This is a genomic window from Salarchaeum sp. JOR-1 (assembly GCF_007833275.1).
GTDB lineage: Archaea > Halobacteriota > Halobacteria > Halobacteriales > Halobacteriaceae > Salarchaeum.
In genome coordinates this window covers 126,429-142,475 of record NZ_CP042240.1, presented here as the reverse complement: position 1 = coordinate 142,475, position 16,047 = coordinate 126,429, and the positions used below count along the sequence as shown (strand labels likewise).

Below are 16,047 nucleotides of genomic sequence, written 5' to 3'. Positions count from 1 at the left end.
TTCATTACGTCGGCCGCCACCCGCGGAGGAACGCGGCGCAGATACCGCCGGTTGTCGCGCCGAACACGAGGGTGGCGGTGCGGAGGACGAGCACGGCAGCGGCGGCCGGGGCGCTCTGCGCGGCCGTCACGACCACCAGCGCGCCCCCGAGCAGGAGGTCGTACGCGCCGAGACTCCCGGGAATCGGGACGGCGCTCGCCACCTGCGGGAGGGGGACGACGACGAGAATCGGGAGGAGGGCGACGGGCTGGCCGATACCGTGGAGGGCGACCCAGAGCGCGAGCGTGGTAGCGAGCTGTTCGAGGACGCCGCCGAGCGCGATGAGGGCGAGGAGACCGGGCGTTCCGCGGAACGCGACGATGCGATCCCAGAACCGTTCGACGGCACGTCGGACGGTCGCGCGGTCGTGCGGTCGGTCGCGGTAGAGCGCAGACACCCGCGCGACGAGCGGCGTCACCGTGGCGACGAGCAGGCGCGACACCGCGTCGCGGGACGCGAGCGCGACGGCGCCGAGCGCGAGCAGACCGCCGATGGCGACGACGAGCACCGACAGGACACCGGTCGCGTCCGGCGCGTCGAGGAGCACGACCGCGCCGAGCATCGCGGAGAACACCACCTGTGTGCCGGATTTGACGTACTTCGCGACCGAGCGCACGCCGAGCGCGTCGGAGTACCCGGTGTCGGTGGCGACGCTGATGAACCGCGCCATAATCGGCTCCGAGGTGACTGGCCCGGCGGGGCTCACGATGTCGAAGAAGTCGCCGGCCAGCGCGAACTGCACGCTCTCCGGGGGAGAGAGCCCGCCGTTCAGTGGGCGGATGGACGCCCAGACACCGACAGCGTCCACGACGCCCTCGACGACCACGAGCGCGAGGACGGCGGCGAAGAGCACCGGCGAGAGCCGGGTTGCGCGCGCGAGGACGGCGTCCGCACCGACCGTGTAGACGGAGGCGGCCAGCACCGTCAGCCCGAGGAGCGTCCCGAGGAGGAACCGGAGTGAGCGACGCACGGCTGCGAGTTCTCGGAGGACGTGGAAAAACGCTCCGGGCTCGTCCCACCCGGCGAGACCGAGGCAGTCCCGTGTCTCACGGTTCCCGGGTTAGGCGTCGAGAGCGACGACACGGCCGTCACCGTACATCACGAGGAGTTCGTCGAGCGGGTCGGCGTCGATGTCGGCGGCGGTCGGGTGCACCCAGACGACCACGTCGCGCTCGTAGGACGCAACGACGTCGCCGGCGTCGGCGTCGAGGACGGCGACCTGTCCGCTGTGGGTGACTGCGGCGACCTCGGGGCCGGGGCTGGCGGTGAAGTTTCCGGTGATAGGCGCGGGAGTGAGGGCAGTCGTCTCGGAGAGCCGGGTCTGCCACTCGACGGTTCCGGTGGCGGCGTCGACGGCGAGGACGCGGCCGCCGCGACTCCCGACGTACAGTTCGCGCGTGCCGTCGCCGTCGCCGTCCGTGGCGTCGTGAACGACCGCGCGACCGGCGGTGTCGAGCGTCCACTCGACTGTTCGAGTGCTGGTGTCAATGCTCGAAACGCGCGGGCCGTTCGACGCGACGATCCGGGTCTCGTCCACCCGAACGAGCCACTCCGCGCCGACGGGGACTGACCACGCGCGCGTGCCGTTCTCGTGGAGGGCGATGGTGGCGTCGGTCATGCCGACGACGATGCGGTCGTCCATCTCGATCGGATCCGCGATGATGGCGGGGGCGACGGAGACGTTCCACGCGACTGAGCCGTCAGGGTGCCAGGCGTACGCGCGGCCGCCGAAGTCGATAGCGAAGACGCGACGCGGGTCGTCGAGCGCGATGGATTTACTGTACCCGAACGACGTCATGGCCCCGGCGAACTCGCGCTCGCCGCTCGACACGTCGTACCCGTAGACGGCGTTCTCAGCCGTGGGAACGAAGACCTCGCGATCCCCGTCGTCCGTGAGGTCGAAGACGGTCGGATCACCGATGCCGTGAATCGCGCACGCCCGGTCGGCGATCCCGGCGCTCCAGCGCCGCGTGCCGTTCGCGTCGAGGGCGACGAGTCGACAGTGGCCGCTGCTCCCCGACACGGCGCTCACCGGCGCGAGCACTGTCGCGTCCTCACCGGTGCCAGCGACGGCCACGGGGTGGTGGTTCACCTGGTTCGGGCGGTCGGTGTCGCTCACCCACGCCACGTCGAGCGTCCCCGGCCCGCCACCGTTCAGGACGGCGTACGCACCGACGCCCGCGAGCGCGAGCACCAGCACCGCCGCGACCGCCGTCGTCCTCCGGCGCATACAGGAGGGTGGAGATAGCGCCGGAAAACTCACACTATTCGACGCGCGTACCACTACCGCTTTCCGACGAGGGCGTCAAACTCGACCGATGCCGATCGCCCGCGCGCTTCCCGTGCTCGCCGCGCTCGCCCTGGCCGTCTCGACCGCCAGTGCACACGACGTGACAGCGACGCGATTCGACGCGCCGCTCCCCCTCGGTCTCCTCTACCTCGGCGCGGGCGCAACGGTCGCCGCGACCGCGCTCTGGCTCGCTCGCACCGACAGCGCCGAGCGCGGACGCCGCGCGCTCGGAACGCTCCCGTCGGACGTGGGTAACGTCGCCCGGATCGCCGCTTCGGTCGCGGGCCTCGTCGTGTTCGCGGGCGTGATCGCGGCGGGCGTGCTGGGACGGGCGACCCCGACGAACCCGGCGGTCGTCGTGTTCTGGGTGCTCTGGCTGAAGGGCGTGCTCGTCGCCGCCGCGCTCGCCGGGAGTCCGTGGCGCGCGCTGTCGCCGTGGCGAACCGTTCATCGCCTCTTGGAAGTCCTCGAAGGCGAACGAATCACGGGCCGTGGGTATCCGCCGTGGCTCGCCGAGTGGCCGGCGACCATCGGGTTCGTGATCGTCGTGGGGGTGTTCGAGAACCTCACCGTCCTCCCGCGGTCGCCCGCGGCGACGAGCGCGCTGCTCGCGGCGTACGCGACAGTGATGGTGGTCGGCGGCGTCGTCTTCGGCCGCGAGTGGTACCGGCGCGCGGACCTCTTCGAGGTGTTCTACGGCCTCGTCGGACGCGTCGCCCCGGTCACGGTTCGCGAGCGAGACGGTCGGTTGCTCGTCGCCGCCCGCCGACCGTCGACCGGCTGTGCGCGCCCGGTCGCGTCCATCGGCGTCGTCGCATTGGTCGTCGCGAGCGTGTACACCGTGAGTTTCGACGGCTTCACCAGCACGCCCGAATACCAGACGCTCACCCTCGCCCTCCGCGACCTCGGCGCGGGACAGGCGCCCGGTTTGCTCGTCTACGTCGCCGGTCTACTCGTCTTCCTCGCGGCGTTCACCGCCGTCACGACCGTGGTCGCGCACACCGTCACGGACGACGTACGAACGGTCGCGCGCGCCGTCGCCGGGTCACTGCTCCCCATCGCGGTCGCGTACGAACTCGCGCATAACGCCACGCACCTCGTCGAGAACGCCGCCGTGCTCGTCGGCACGCTCACGGGCGCCCCGCCCGTCCTCCTCTCCTGGCTCTCCGTTCCCGCGTACTGGACGGGACAGGTCGTCCTCGTCGTCGCCGGCCATCTCGTCGCCGTCGCCGCCGCCCACCACGTCCTCCGCGCCGACTACCCCCGGCGTTCGCTCCGGGCCCACGCACCGCTGGTCGCGCTCATGGTCGCATACACCGTTCTCTCCCTCTGGATACTCTCCCGACCGCTCGCCGCGTAACCGCGCGCGGTTCAGGAGCGGGTCTGCGAGGAGGCGATATCGCGGAACACCCGCCCGGAGAGCTCACGCGGGAGAAGACGATAGAAGTCGAAGGTGAGTTCTCGCGGGTGTTTCTCGGGGTCTGTGTTGAGGGTCGGGATTTCGGCGTTCTCCGCGATGACTGCCGCTGCGACGGTTCTGTCCGCCTCCGGGACTTTCTCGATGGGGCCGGTGACGATCACGCTCTCCGGTGGGTCGGTCGTGTACACGGTGAACGAGGCGGTGTCGGTCGTTTCGAGAAACGCCATCTTCTTGCTGTCCTCGTCGTACACGAACTGGAAGTACAGCGCCTCACCGTCGTAGCCGAACGATTCGGGAAACGAGTACGCGTCCGGCCCGTTCGTGAGCGCGAGTACCCCGGTACCGTTCGTGAGCGCGAGTACCCCGGTACCGTTCGCCCTGAGAAGCTGGTCGACCGCGGGGCGCTCGAGTTCGCTAGTCATGGGTTCGGATTAGCCGGGCGTATATATATGCGCTTCCTCGTGGGAGATACCAAACGGCGACTGCGGCCGTTGGATCACGGGCGGATCGTGTCGCCCAGTCGGCGTTTCCGGTTCAGTACGCCGGGGGTGTCGCCAGTGGGTGCGACCGCGCGCCACCCCACCGTGTCCGCTGTTCTTCGGGCCGCCGTCACGCGGTTTGGTTCCGAGCGAACGCGGCGTGAACGCTAGAACGACTGGTTCTCTTCGTCCCGGGGGCCGTCGGCGTCGATGTTCGGTCCGCGGTCGTCGTAGTACTTCCGTCCGACGTACTCGTCGGGGAGGTTCGCCGTGAGGGTGTTCGCGAGCGCCGCCGGTGATTCGTAGGTGTCGTTGCCGGCCGGCAGAAGATCCCCGACCGTTCTGGAGGCGTCGGCCGTGGGGGCGTCGACGGTGAGGTCGCCGACGTGCTCGCGGACGCGGTCGCTATCGATTGGATACGTGAGCTCGCGGTCGACGTACTCCCGGACGTCTTGAAGGCGCATCTAGTGGTCTCGGCCGCGGGTTTCGTCCCCAGGTAGCTCGACGATCCCGAAGCGCGCTCCCGGATAGTCGACTGCGTCGGCGTACCGGGCGCCGCCGTCGCTGTCCGCGTTCGCCACGCGTGTCTCGATACCGCGCTCCGTGAGGGCTCGACGTGCACGCATCATACCGGGGAGACCACGCCCGGGCGGTTAGTTAGGCGCCCGTCCGCGCGCGTCGGCGTCCGAGTACGGCGGGCTTTCCGCACACTCGACCGTCCGGTCGTAACGGGAGGGGCGCTGAATGGGAGTCCTAACGAAGTGACTGATCTCCGTAGAGAGGAGTGTGCTCCCGTCGGAGCGCACCCGACTATGACAGAAGTAGGCACACACCAGTGGTGGGAACACTACAAGACGACCGTGAACGCCGACCCCGAGATGTCGGTGCGCGGCCACGACAAGTTCAGCGAGAACTTCCGCATCGAAATCGGCGACACCGACTGGCTCGTCGAAGTCGACGGCGGCCGCGTCGAGAGCATCGTCCCCGAACCCGGACTCGACCACGAGTGGGCGTTCGGCGTAACCGGAAGCGAACAGGCCTGGGAGGAGTTCCTGCAGGAGACGCCGCCCGCGTTCAACCACGAACTCATCGCCTCGCACTACCGGGGCGCGGTCGCCGGCGAGGACGACCGCCTCCAGATCACGGGCGACAACAAGCGCGTCTTCCAGAACCTGCGGGCGTTCCAGCGCGCGCTCGACCTGCTACGGCACAGCCACAACAACGGAGGCGCCTGACCATGGAATCCTACGACCACGGCGACACGGAGAAGATCACCGGCAAGTACGTGCACGTCGACATCGACGGCGTCGACCACCGCATCTACTACGAGGCCGCGGGCCCGTCCGACGGCATCCCGCTCATCTGCCAGCACACCGCCGGCTGCAACAACCAGGAGTGGCGTCACCTCCTCACCGACCCCGCCATCACGGACGAATACCGCGTCATCGCGTACGACCTCCCCTACCACGGGAAGTCCGTGCCGCCCGTCGGCCAGGACTGGTGGAACTCGGACTACCGGCTCACCGCCGAACAGTTCGTGTCCACCATCGTCGGCATCGTGGACGCCCTCGACCTCGACGACCCCATCTACATGGGGTCGAGCATGGGCGGGAATATCACGCTCGAACTCGCGGACTGGCACGCCGATAAGTTCCGCGCGCTCATCGGCCTCGAATGCGGCGCGCACAGCCCGGGGTTCTACATCGACTGGCTCGACCACCCCCACGTCAACACGACCGAAGTGAACGCGTACTCCTGCTGGGGACTGATGGCGCCGCAGAGCCCGGAATCCGCGCGCCGCGAGACGATGTACCACTACGAACAGGGCGCGACGGGCGTGTTCAAGGGCGACCTGTACTACTACTCGGTCGACCACGACTACCGGGAGAAACTCGACCAGATAGACGCGACCGACTGCCCGCTGTACGTCGTGAACGGCGAATACGACTACCTCACGACGCCCGAGGACGGCCGCGCGGTCGCTGACGGCGTGGGAGAGGGCTCGACAGCGGTCGAAATCGCCGAAATCGGGCACTTCCCGATGAGCGAGAACCCCGTGTTGTTCAACGCCTACCTCGCCGAAATCCTCGACGACATCGCGGGCACCCGGAGTACGAAACTCCCGGACACGCTCACGCCCGCGGACGTGGCCGTCGAACTGAACGAGCAGGCCCCCCGGCGCGTCGAAGCGGACGACTAATCCACCCCCGTCCCTCGTTCTCGCTCGCACGACCCGCCGCGCGCGACACCGACGTGAACGCGACGACGAACGCCGTCCAGCAAGGCCGCTCGGTGTCGACCAATCAGCGCCGCCGGAACGGGCGTTCGATTTCCTCCAGAACTCCGCTGACGCGGCGGTTGCTCCGGAGGTAGGACAGCCAGCCGGTGACGAGGAACAGCACGCCGATACCGAGGAACAACACGCCCAGCAGCGCCGTCGGCCCGGAGAACAAGCCCAGAACGGCAACGCCGAAGAGGAACGACGCGAACCCCGTGCGGATGTGCGCGAGGATCGTTCGCTCGCGCGCCAACCGGGTGCGTTCGCTCGCGAGACTGGTCGCCGTGTCGTCCTCGTCGTCGGTCATGGCGTCCGCTCGGACGCCCACCTACTTAGTCGTCCGCGGCCATCTCGACGCTCTCCAAGCCGTCCCGCACGTCCGCCCGGGACAGGTCGAGGCTGTGCATCTCCTCGGCGTGTTCCTGCGTGAAGTCGACGACTTCGTCGCGCTCGTTCGACCGCACCTGGAACGCACAATCGTCCGCCGTACACGTGAATTGGTATGCCATCGCACTTCACAGTACGGTCGCGCCCCACCTTGTTAGCGTGGACGTTCGACGCGTACACGACCGCATACCGACGGGTGCGGCGCGGAACGTGCGGGTGGCGTCGGCCCGCTGTGCGGCGTCGAGGGGCTCGGCACGGAACGCGGGAGACACCGAATACCGAATCCGGGCCACCGGACGCTGAGTGGTTGCGCTCCGCTCGCTCGACGCCGCCGACTGTCTGGACGACGTGTACACTGCCGCCCGCTCACCGACGCATCCACCCGGCGACGGCAGTGTCGCACGGGCGATCGCGGAACCGAGCGCGTGAGTCACTCGCCGCACCCGGACGCGCGTCGGGGTATGCTGCCTACGCACCGAGACGGCTCACGGGGACGCGAGGAAACGCAGCGGAGTGCGCAGAGACAATCGGCGGTCGACGCGGAGGGCGGCCAGCCACTCGTAGTTCGTGGTACGGTTCTCGAAACCGGGTGAGAGAGCAGTACACGCAAGTAACCTCGTGGGGCAGTCGGTGGTATGCACCGTTTGTCGCTGGACGGGCCACGCGTTCTCCGGTGGCTCGTCACGCTCGCGCTGCTCGGAACCGTACTCCTCACGGCCGCGGCCATTCAGTCGGTCGCGCTCCGCGGCTGGATGTCCTGCGGCGGCGACTTCCCGAAGTGCGCCGGCGAGTGGGTGCCGCTCGCGAACGCGGCCGCGTCCTCACAGTATACGTACGCGCAAATCGTGGCAGAGTGGCTTCACCGCGCGGTCGCGTTCCTCACCGGTCTGGTGATGCTCGCCGCGACCGGCGTTGCGTGGTGGCGGGTACGTGACTTCTTCCTGACCCGGTGGTCGGTGACGCTCGCCACCGCTCTGCTCCCGTTCGAGGCGTGGCTGGGCGTCGTCACCGGCGTCCCCGACCCCGACCTGCTGTACGTCACCCTTCACACGATCATCTCGCTGGCGGTGTTCGTACTCCTCTGTCTCGCCGCACTCGTTCTCTGGGTACACCGGCAGCGTCGCCGGAGAACCCAGACCGCGGAACGGACATCGTAGGCGACGGGCCTACGGTTCGAAGACGGAGTCGAGGAGGCGTTCGAGTCGGTCGACGAGTCGCTCGGGCAGCGACGGCTCGATATCCGCGAGGATGCGCGCGGTGCGATCCGGATCGGTGAGTGTGAGTTCGACGCGCTGCTGGGCGTCCTTGTGTTTCTCGACGAGTCCGACCGCCACGAGCCGGCTGACGTGATAGGAGAGCGTGCTGCGAGCGAGGGCGAGCTCGTCGGCGAGCGCGCTCGCCCGGCGGTCGCCGTCAAGTAACGCGAAGAGGATGTCACGGGAGTTCTCCCGGCGCGCGAGCGCGAGCGCGCGTCGTTCGAACGCGTCGTACTCGGGTGGATAGTAGTGGGTGCGGCCGTAGAGGGACTCCTCGACGAGCGTTCCCGCGCGCAGGAGACGCTGGACGTGATACTGAACCTGGCCGGGCGCGAGATCGAGTTCTCGGACGAGCGCGTTGAAGTGGATACCGGGATCCGCGGCGATTCGGTCAGCGATTTGTGTGCGTGTCGTCATTGTGTGTTGGCGCGTTCGACGGTACGGGCGTAGTAGACGGCCGCAACGACGAGACAAGCCATCACCACGTCGAGACCGTGTTCGAGAACGTGGTGGAAGGCCGTCGGTATCGTGTTCGAAGCGGCGAGCAATGCGACGATAGCGCGCGCGAACAGCGCCGTGAACGCGAGCACGATGAGGAGGTACGACCGCTGGCGGCGCCGCACGTAGACGGCGGTGGCGAGCGCGACGAGCAGACCGGAGACCGCGGCCGCGGTGAGGAGTACCGCGACGAGGAGCATGCTCGGGCCGCCACCGTGGTACTGCACGCGCGTCTCTTCGGGGTCGAGCAGTGTATGTCGTTCGCTTCAGGACGGGATTGAGCGCTCCGTCGGAAAGGCGACGTGCGACACACGCGGTCGGATAGGATCGCCAACGGGAGCCGAACGTAACGCGGTCCGTGGAGCTGAACGTACCGCTGTTCGAGTTCCAGCAGAACGACACTGAGCGCACCGTTCGACGGCGCTCGGAGGACGCCCTGTGCATCGCCGGGACGAAGCCCCGTCACTACAAAAAGAGAACACCGCAGCGCCGCGGAAGTCGTTCACTCGAAGTCGTGGAAGTCGTCGCAGAACCGTGGAAGTCGTTCACTCGAGTCGCCGAATTCCCGGTTTAGGGAGGTTGTAGTAGAGAGTTACTGCGGACATAGTGGGGTGGTCGTCGGCGTTAGAGGGGCGGCTGGTATCGAGGTACTCGGGAAGAGAAGCGTCGAAACGGGAGGATTCGGGAGATCCGTGGCTGGAGGAGATGACGCTAGACCCTCACCCCACTTTGTCCGCAGTTCTCGGAAGAGACGGAGGGGTGGGTGTGATGGCCGGTGAAATACGAGCCAAGACAACGAGAACTGCCAATTACAATACACGACGACTGGATATATTTGTATTGAGCTAATGGACTATTTTCCATAGTATGTATTAGTTCTTTCTCTTACTATAGGCCGGGATTCGGTGTTGGTGCGTCCCCCCTCCTCGATTGGCGTGTTTCTGCGGACATAGTGGAGGGGGTGTGTACCGCCGTTTTCTTATAAAGACAGTTTCTGCGGACACTGCGGACGCGGTGGTTTTATGATACTGTACGCGACACTCGTTCCCATGGCGCTGTTCGAACGGGACCGGGACATCTACACAGACCGCGACGCTCTCCGCGAAGACTACCAGCCCGAGGAACTCGTGGGACGGGACGACGAGCTCACCACCTATCAGTCCGCCCTCCAACCCATCATCAACGGCGAACAGCCCAACAACGTCTTCCTCTACGGGAAAACCGGCGTCGGCAAAACCGCCGCCACTCGCTACCTTCTCTCCCACCTCCGTGAGGACGCCGCCCAGTACGACGATATCACGCTCAGCCTCAACTTCCTCAACTGTGACGGCCTCTCCTCCTCGTATCAGGTCGCCACGCACCTCGTCAACGAACTCCGCGACGAATCCAACCAGATATCCACCACCGGCTACCCGCTCGCCGCCGTCTACGACATGCTCTGGGAGGAACTCGACTCCCTTGGCGACACCGTCCTCATCGTCCTCGACGAAATCGACAACATCGAGGACGACAGTCTTCTCTACCAGCTCCCTCGCGCCCGCGCCAACGACAAACTCTCCAACGCCAAAGTCGGCATCATCGGCATCTCCAACGACTTCTCCTTCCGCGAAGACCTCTCCCCGAAGGTCAAATCAAGCCTCTGCGAGAACGAAATCCACTTCCCCGCCTACGACGCGACCGACCTCATCGCCATCCTCCAGCAGCGCGCCGACGTCGCCTTTCACGACGGCGTGCTCGACGATGGCGTTATCCCGCTTTGCGCCGCCTACGGCGCGAAAGACGCCGGCGACGCGCGACAGGCTATTGACCTCCTGATGAAAGCCGGCGACATCGCCCGCGACCAGGACGGCACCACTGTCACCGAAGACCACGTCGAACAGGGACGGAACGCACTCGAACGCGGCCGCATCGAGGAGGGGGTTCGCGGACTCACCGAACACGGTCACCTCGTCCTCTACGCGCTCCTCACTCACGAGCTCGAAGGCAACACACCGGTTCGCTCGCGTGACATCCGCCCCCGATACACCCGCTTCGCCGAACTCGCCGAACGGGATCCGCTCGTTCCGCGCCGGATGCGCGACCACCTCAGTGAACTCACCATGCTCGGTATCGTCGGCGTCACCGAACGCAACGAGGGACGCCGCGGCGGCACCTACCGCGAGTACACGCTCGACATGGACGTCAAACAAGTCCTCGAAGCCATGTCTGACACCGTCGAACTCGTCGGGATTCACGAGTCCGTCGTCGATCAGGCGCTCGAAGACGTCGACATCAGCACCACCGACACCGCCTGAACACGACCCCTCCCGGTTCGGACAGCCGTCTCTTAGTTCGCCGTGTTTGTGTGCGCCACCCACGCGAACACCGTCCCTCACTCACGCGAACACCATCCCTCACTCTCGGGCTCGTACGGCCGTCTACCCGGCGATAACTCCGGACATGGTGGGGTTCGGACACCGTCAGTAGCTAGCGGGTTCTTGGTCGACACGCGCGACTGTAACTGCGGACGCGGTGGGGTCTCCTCTCACGGCATCTCGTTCTGAACGTGTCATCAAAACGGCGGACGTGGTGGTGTGCACTCGGCCCGTTTTCTGCGGACGTGGTGGTGTGCGCGACCACCGGAACGACCTGGGTTGAATTCGCCCGCCCGTCCGCGGAACAGCGGACACGGTGGGGTGGGTGTCGTCTCCGTTCCGCGCCGAACAGCGCTCCAGCCACCACGGAACAGCGGACGCAGTGGTGTGTATCCCCTCGCCACCCTCCGATTTTCGCCTCTTATCCGTCCCGCGGTGCGCCTCGCCTCGCCCGGATGTGTTGGCCAGAGATGCAAAGAATCATACGCGATACCGTGCCATGGCGTGTATGAGCGTTGACGACTGGGGCGCGACACCAGTTGCCGGTTCGCCACACGCACCTGGTGTCACCGCAGCAGTCCTGTCGGCACGTACGCCCTCCGCGGGCACACTCCGTCGGTCAGCCGCGCCGGTGACACGTGATGTGTGAGGACGAACGCGTCGTGCTGTCCCTCCTCGACGACGAGTACGCTCGCGAGATCCTCAAGGAAACCAGCACCGAGGCGCTGTCCGCAAAGGCGCTGACCGAACGCTGCGACGCCTCCCCGCCGACCATCTACCGCCGCCTCGACAGCCTCCAGGAACAGAACCTGGTCGCCGAACGTCAGCGAATCGCGTCTGACGGCAATCACCACGCGGTGTATTCGGCAACGTTCGAGCGCGCGGTGGTCGAACTCGAATCGGGCGACCTCGCCGTGGACGTGTTCGTTCGCGACGACCCCGCCGACCAGTTCACGCACCTTTTCGAGGAACTCCGATGAACGTCGGTGGCGTCTCAATATCCACGAGCGGCGGCGCGCCACTCCTCGTGTTCGGGTTGTTCCTCAGCGTCGGCCTCGCGACGCTGCTCGGCGGCGTGCTCGTCGTTCGCATCGGCCGCGGCTACCGCCGCACCGGCAGCCGCCACCTGCTCGCGCTCGGCGTCGGCTTCCTGTTCGTCGTTCCCGTTCCGAAGCTCGTGAACCTCTCGCTCTCGACGGCGACCGCTCTCTCCAGTGCGGTGGTCTCGATCGTCGGGTCGGTCGCACAGCTTCTCGGATTCGCCGTCATCCTGTACGCCATCTATGACACCTAACGAACAGACACACGTGACCGGTGAGGGGAGATGAGCGCGCTCACCACCGTCGCAATCTGGCAGGTCGTTCTCGACGCCTTCCTCGTGTGCGTCGGCGGTCTCGTGAGCGTGCAGGCCTACCGGGGGTATCGGCGCCACGACAGCACCGCGATGCTCGCCGTCGCCGTCGGCACGCTCGTCCTCGTGCTCACGCCGTTCCTCCTCGAGTACGTGTTCGAAGCCGCCACGCTCGTCACGCCGCTTCAGAGCGCGATTCTCCGCCAGGGCGCGGACAGCCTCGCCGTGCTGGTCATCCTCTACGCGCTCGTCCGCTAATCCTGTTCCGCGACACGCCGCTCGCTCGGGGTCGTCGCCGGTTCGCTGACCGGCCGCGAGCGCGCCGCGTGAACGACACAGCCGCCGAGAACCACGAGGAGTCCGTAGAGTGCGAGCGATCCGACGGACAGCACCGCGTGACTCGCCGCGACCACGGTCGCAGTGCCGGACGCGGGTGCGCCGGCCGCACTGAGCACGTCCGCAAGTATCGCCGGCTGAACCGGCGCGAGCAGGAGCGTTGTCCCCGTCAAGAAGCACGCGCGCACGACCGGGTCGCCGACCGTGTAGAGGAGCGCGACGAGCGGCACGTAGACGTAGAGGACGTGATGGACGTTGGAGGCGGGGGAGACGAGCAACAGCACGACGAGCGTCGCGAGGTACGCGACGGCGCGGTCGCGCTGCGTGCCGACGTGCGTGTACACTATGCCGAGCACTGGAAGCAGGAGGGCGGCGGCGAGCACCGTGTACACGACTGGCTCTACGTCCGGGAGGAGGGCCGCGAGCGGGCGCTGGAGCGTCAGCGCCGAGACGTTCGGACTCATCCCGGCGGCGAGTTCGCTGACGCGACTCCGTTCGAACAGGATGAACCGGACGTACTCCGCGTGGAGCGACCAGCCGAACGCCGCGACGCCCGCCGCGCACAGCGCCGTAACGGTGCCGAGACACCACGCGATTGCTCGCCACGCGCGCCGTCGCGCGAACCAGACGAGGAGGAACAGCGGGAAGAGTTTGAACGCGGACGCCAGCGCGAGCAGCCCGCCCGCCGTCCGCTGGCGGCCCGCGTTGAGCGCTCGATACGCGCCGAGGAGGGCGAGGAGGACGAACAGCCCGAGTTGGCCTTGGCCGAGCACGACCATCGGGTACGTGCTGAGCGTGAAGAATGCGGCGACGAGCGCGGTGTCGGTTCGAGAGAGCGTGACGCCGCGGTTCCGGAGGTCGCCGAGGACGAAATGCGCGCACGCGAGGCCGGCGACGATGCTCGCCGCCGCGTGCACGAGGTACGCTACGCTCCACGAGACGAGCGTGTACGCGTAGAACGCGGCGACAGTAATCGGGGGGTACACCCATTCGCCGCCGCCGACGGGCGGAGAGACGCCGACGAACGGCTGGCCGTCGAGCGCGAGCGCAGCGGCGTGATGGTACGCGCGGAAGTCCCACGCGAACGGCGTGGTGTCCGCGAGCAGGAAGAAGTAGGCCGGAACGAGGCTTCCGACGAGCACGCCGAACGCGAGGACGGCGCGGACGGCGCGCCGGGCACGGGAGGCCGTGGTCACTGCGACCACCGGCGGCGGTTCGTGCGGCGAATTGTGGCGTCGCTGTCGGGGGAGGGGGACGTGAACGGGGACATTGTCGGAGTCGATGTCGTCCGCCGGCTTAACGGGGCCCGGACAGTTTCTCGCTCTGAAACCAGGGGCGACACCGAGGGGTTTACGGACGCGCACACGGACGTTTCTGGCGTCATGCGTTCCCGCCCGCTACTGGCCCTCCTGGGTGTCGTCGTGCTCTCCGTGTGTGCGGGGTGTGCCGCCCTGCCGGGCGACACGCAGCCGAGCGCCGCCGAGGTCAAGCAGACCGCGATAGCCAAGCTCGACGCGATCGACGCGTACGCGGCGACGGTTCACGTCACGCTGAACGGCTCGTTCGACGAAACCATCACGTACCGGGTCGCGCACAGCCACGGGCGGACGAACGCGACGTACCGCCAACCCGAGCGAATCGATGGGATGCGCATCGTCACCAACGATTCGGCGACGGTTCAGTACGTTCCGCGGACGAACCGCGCGGTCGTGACGTACGGGACGACGCCGCCGGACCTCTTCGAGCGGCTCTCCGACTTGCTCGAACGGAATGCGACCTACGAAGGCGAGACGAACCAAGAAGACGGGTTCGCGGTCGAGTACGCCGTCGAAGGTGCGAACGCGTCGGTTCGCGTCGGCGCCAGCAGCGGCCCCTACCAGTTCGTCACGCAGGCCGCGGCGGCGAACCGGACGACGCGCGTCTGGGTCGACCGCGACCGACGGATTCCGGTGAAAGCCCGGATGACGTACGCGACCGACAACTCCACGTCCCGGGTCACCATCGAGGTGACGAACGTCACGCTCGACCCGGCGTTCGCGGCCGACCGGTTCGACCCGAACATCCCGGAGTCCGCGACCGTCACCACGAACCGCGTCATCACGGCCGACGACCTCACGAACCTCCGCGCGAACACGACCGTCGCGGTTCCCTCGCCGGACGTTCCCGCGCCCTATCAGTTCGAGGACGGCATGCTCTTGGCGTACGGAAATCAGACGAGCATCACGCTCACGTACACGACGCCGAACGACACCAGCCTCCGCGTCACGAAGCGCGTTCCCGCCGCCGACCGCCGACTGGAGGGCGAGCCAGTGCGCGTGAACGGGACGACGGTTCGGTACGTCGAGAGCGGCGACCGACAGCTGGTGCGGTGGCAGACCGACTCGGCGACGTACACGGTCACGGGCGAGAACCGCGACCTCCTCCTCGCGGTCGCGTCGTCGCTCGTGGAGGGGGGAGAAACGTCAGCGGGGACGCCGGCGGACCAAGCGGCACGCGCTCCTACGCGGCGTGGTACCCTGACGGTTCCGCACAGTTTCTCGGCCTGAAACTCCCCGACACGTACACGCCGCCCGCGTTCCACTCTCGCACATGACGTTCTCCACGTCACTCGCGGCATCGACGCTCTTCGGCGGTTTCCTCCTTCTCGTCTCCGTGGTCGTTCTCGCGGCCAGCGCTCGGTACGTCTGGCGCGCGTCAGCGGTCGTCCGCGCCCCACAGATGGACACCCTCGCTGGCGCGGGCGCGAACGCGCTCGTCCGTCTCACCGGCACCGTCGAACACGCGGCCGACTCGCTCACCGCGCCGTTCAGCGACACCGACTGCGTCGCGCTCCGGTATCAGGTCGAGGAACGACGCCTCAGCTTCCTCTACGTCCTCCCCTGGTACGTCACCGTCCACGAGGCCACCGCGGCCGTTCCGTTCGACCTCACCACGTCCGCCGCGACCGTATCCGTCGACGAAACCACCCGAACCGTCATCGCGGACACGACGACCGTCGCGACCGTCCGACCCGACGACACGCCGCCCGAGTCCATTCGGTCGTTCGCTCGCGACCACGACGGGATTCCGTCATCGACGTGGTGGCAGACACCGCCCGCTCTCCTTCGGCCGGTCTTCCGCCCGCTCTCCATCGGAACGCGACGCTACACCGAACAGCGCATCGAACCCGGCGACGAGGTGACGGTCGTCGGCCGCGCCACGAGCGACGGGGCGAGTCTCACGCCGCTCGTCGTTTCGGATCGTTCGCCGCGCGAGACCGTGTTTCGGATGGCGCGTACCTCTCTCGGTGGTCTCGTCATCGCTCTCGTGGGATTCGCGCTCGGTTTGTTCCTCGTGTTCGTCTAATCGGGGACGCTACG

20 protein-coding genes are annotated in these 16,047 nt (G+C 67.3%); 10 read left to right on the top strand and 10 right to left on the bottom strand.

All coding sequences use genetic code 11. The annotated features are described in order from the left end of the window. Nucleotides 1-4: 4 nt before the first annotated feature. Both FQU85_RS00695 and FQU85_RS00690 read right to left on the bottom strand, forming a co-directional pair. Nucleotides 5-1,009 (bottom strand): lysylphosphatidylglycerol synthase domain-containing protein, encoded by a 1,005-nt coding sequence (locus tag FQU85_RS00695; RefSeq protein WP_145843553.1) that lies wholly within the window; start codon nt 1,007-1,009, stop codon nt 5-7. A 90-nt stretch (nt 1,010-1,099) separates the two neighbouring features. After that, the gene (locus FQU85_RS00690) at nt 1,100-2,269 is read right to left on the bottom strand and encodes a PQQ-binding-like beta-propeller repeat protein (RefSeq protein WP_145843543.1); all 1,170 of its coding nucleotides are present in this window, start codon (nt 2,267-2,269) and stop codon (nt 1,100-1,102) included. 88 nt (nt 2,270-2,357) lie between these two features. Between FQU85_RS00690 and FQU85_RS00685 the strand changes: the two genes are divergently transcribed. After that, the gene (locus FQU85_RS00685) at nt 2,358-3,689 is read left to right on the top strand and encodes a hypothetical protein (RefSeq protein WP_145843532.1); all 1,332 of its coding nucleotides are present in this window, start codon (nt 2,358-2,360) and stop codon (nt 3,687-3,689) included. An 11-nt stretch (nt 3,690-3,700) separates the two neighbouring features. Here FQU85_RS00685 and FQU85_RS00680 read toward each other — a convergent pair whose 3' ends face one another. From FQU85_RS00680 to FQU85_RS13200, 3 genes are all read right to left on the bottom strand, one after another. Further along, nucleotides 3,701-4,171, bottom strand: a complete 471-nt coding sequence (locus FQU85_RS00680; protein ID WP_145843524.1) for a pyridoxamine 5'-phosphate oxidase family protein — start codon at nt 4,169-4,171, stop codon at nt 3,701-3,703. Nucleotides 4,172-4,395: 224 nt separating this feature from the next. Next, on the bottom strand, nt 4,396-4,692 hold the full coding sequence (locus tag FQU85_RS00675) for a hypothetical protein (protein ID WP_145843516.1): 297 nt from the start codon (nt 4,690-4,692) through the stop codon (nt 4,396-4,398). Further along, entirely contained in the window at nt 4,693-4,857 is a 165-nt protein-coding gene (locus tag FQU85_RS13200; protein WP_168219906.1) for a hypothetical protein, read from the bottom strand. Nucleotides 4,858-5,040: 183 nt separating this feature from the next. Here FQU85_RS13200 and FQU85_RS13560 point away from each other — a divergent pair, with 183 nt between their 5' ends. Both FQU85_RS13560 and FQU85_RS00665 read left to right on the top strand, forming a co-directional pair. Further along, nucleotides 5,041-5,463, top strand: a complete 423-nt coding sequence (locus FQU85_RS13560; protein ID WP_145843507.1) for a hypothetical protein — start codon at nt 5,041-5,043, stop codon at nt 5,461-5,463. Nucleotides 5,464-5,465: 2 nt separating this feature from the next. Then, complete coding sequence (locus FQU85_RS00665) at nt 5,466-6,428, top strand: alpha/beta fold hydrolase (RefSeq protein ID WP_145843498.1); 963 nt, start codon at nt 5,466-5,468, stop codon at nt 6,426-6,428. Between the two features lie 103 nt (nt 6,429-6,531). On the opposite strand, the gene FQU85_RS00660 is transcribed toward FQU85_RS00665, so the two are convergent. Both FQU85_RS00660 and FQU85_RS00655 read right to left on the bottom strand, forming a co-directional pair. Beyond that, nucleotides 6,532-6,813 (bottom strand): DUF202 domain-containing protein, encoded by a 282-nt coding sequence (locus FQU85_RS00660; protein WP_145843488.1) that lies wholly within the window; start codon nt 6,811-6,813, stop codon nt 6,532-6,534. A gap of 25 nt (nt 6,814-6,838) precedes the next feature. Further along, nucleotides 6,839-7,015, bottom strand: coding sequence for a DUF1059 domain-containing protein (locus tag FQU85_RS00655; RefSeq protein WP_145843477.1), 177 nt, complete (start codon nt 7,013-7,015; stop codon nt 6,839-6,841). Between the two features lie 513 nt (nt 7,016-7,528). On the opposite strand from FQU85_RS00655, the gene FQU85_RS00650 reads away from it, so the two are divergent. After that, nucleotides 7,529-8,050: a hypothetical protein gene (locus tag FQU85_RS00650; protein WP_145843468.1), complete on the top strand. Its 522-nt coding sequence runs from the start codon at nt 7,529-7,531 to the stop codon at nt 8,048-8,050. 9 nt (nt 8,051-8,059) lie between these two features. On the opposite strand, the gene FQU85_RS00645 is transcribed toward FQU85_RS00650, so the two are convergent. Then, nucleotides 8,060-8,566, bottom strand: coding sequence for a winged helix-turn-helix transcriptional regulator (locus tag FQU85_RS00645; RefSeq protein ID WP_145843457.1), 507 nt, complete (start codon nt 8,564-8,566; stop codon nt 8,060-8,062). After that, on the bottom strand, nt 8,563-8,874 hold the full coding sequence (locus FQU85_RS00640) for a hypothetical protein (protein WP_240792387.1): 312 nt from the start codon (nt 8,872-8,874) through the stop codon (nt 8,563-8,565). Before FQU85_RS00640 ends, FQU85_RS00645 begins: the two co-directional genes overlap by 4 nt. An 822-nt stretch (nt 8,875-9,696) precedes the next feature. Here FQU85_RS00640 and FQU85_RS00635 point away from each other — a divergent pair. The 4 genes from FQU85_RS00635 to FQU85_RS00620 all read left to right on the top strand — a co-directional run bounded on the left by FQU85_RS00635 (nt 9,697) and on the right by FQU85_RS00620 (nt 12,610). Next, the gene (locus tag FQU85_RS00635) at nt 9,697-10,941 is read left to right on the top strand and encodes an orc1/cdc6 family replication initiation protein (RefSeq protein WP_145843449.1); all 1,245 of its coding nucleotides are present in this window, start codon (nt 9,697-9,699) and stop codon (nt 10,939-10,941) included. Between the two features lie 701 nt (nt 10,942-11,642). Then, a complete protein-coding gene (locus FQU85_RS00630; RefSeq protein WP_145843435.1) occupies nt 11,643-11,981 on the top strand; it encodes a winged helix-turn-helix domain-containing protein in 339 nt (112 codons plus the stop codon). After that, a complete protein-coding gene (locus FQU85_RS00625; RefSeq protein WP_145843425.1) occupies nt 11,978-12,295 on the top strand; it encodes a hypothetical protein in 318 nt (105 codons plus the stop codon). Before FQU85_RS00630 ends, FQU85_RS00625 begins: the two co-directional genes overlap by 4 nt. A gap of 30 nt (nt 12,296-12,325) precedes the next feature. After that, complete coding sequence (locus FQU85_RS00620) at nt 12,326-12,610, top strand: hypothetical protein (protein WP_145843413.1); 285 nt, start codon at nt 12,326-12,328, stop codon at nt 12,608-12,610. On the opposite strand, the gene FQU85_RS00615 is transcribed toward FQU85_RS00620, so the two are convergent. Continuing rightward, entirely contained in the window at nt 12,607-13,884 is a 1,278-nt protein-coding gene (locus FQU85_RS00615) for a glycosyltransferase family 87 protein (RefSeq protein ID WP_168219905.1), read from the bottom strand. The two genes, FQU85_RS00620 and FQU85_RS00615, sit on opposite strands and share 4 nt — an antisense overlap. Before the next feature lie 186 nt (nt 13,885-14,070). Between FQU85_RS00615 and FQU85_RS00610 the strand changes: the two genes are divergently transcribed. Both FQU85_RS00610 and FQU85_RS00605 read left to right on the top strand, forming a co-directional pair. Beyond that, nucleotides 14,071-15,234 carry a DUF2092 domain-containing protein gene (locus tag FQU85_RS00610; RefSeq protein ID WP_168219904.1) on the top strand — a complete coding sequence of 388 codons (1,164 nt, stop codon included), beginning with the start codon at nt 14,071-14,073 and terminating at the stop codon, nt 15,232-15,234. 43 nt (nt 15,235-15,277) lie between these two features. Continuing rightward, on the top strand, nt 15,278-16,033 hold the full coding sequence (locus FQU85_RS00605) for a hypothetical protein (RefSeq protein WP_145843389.1): 756 nt from the start codon (nt 15,278-15,280) through the stop codon (nt 16,031-16,033). Nucleotides 16,034-16,047: the final 14 nt, after the last annotated feature.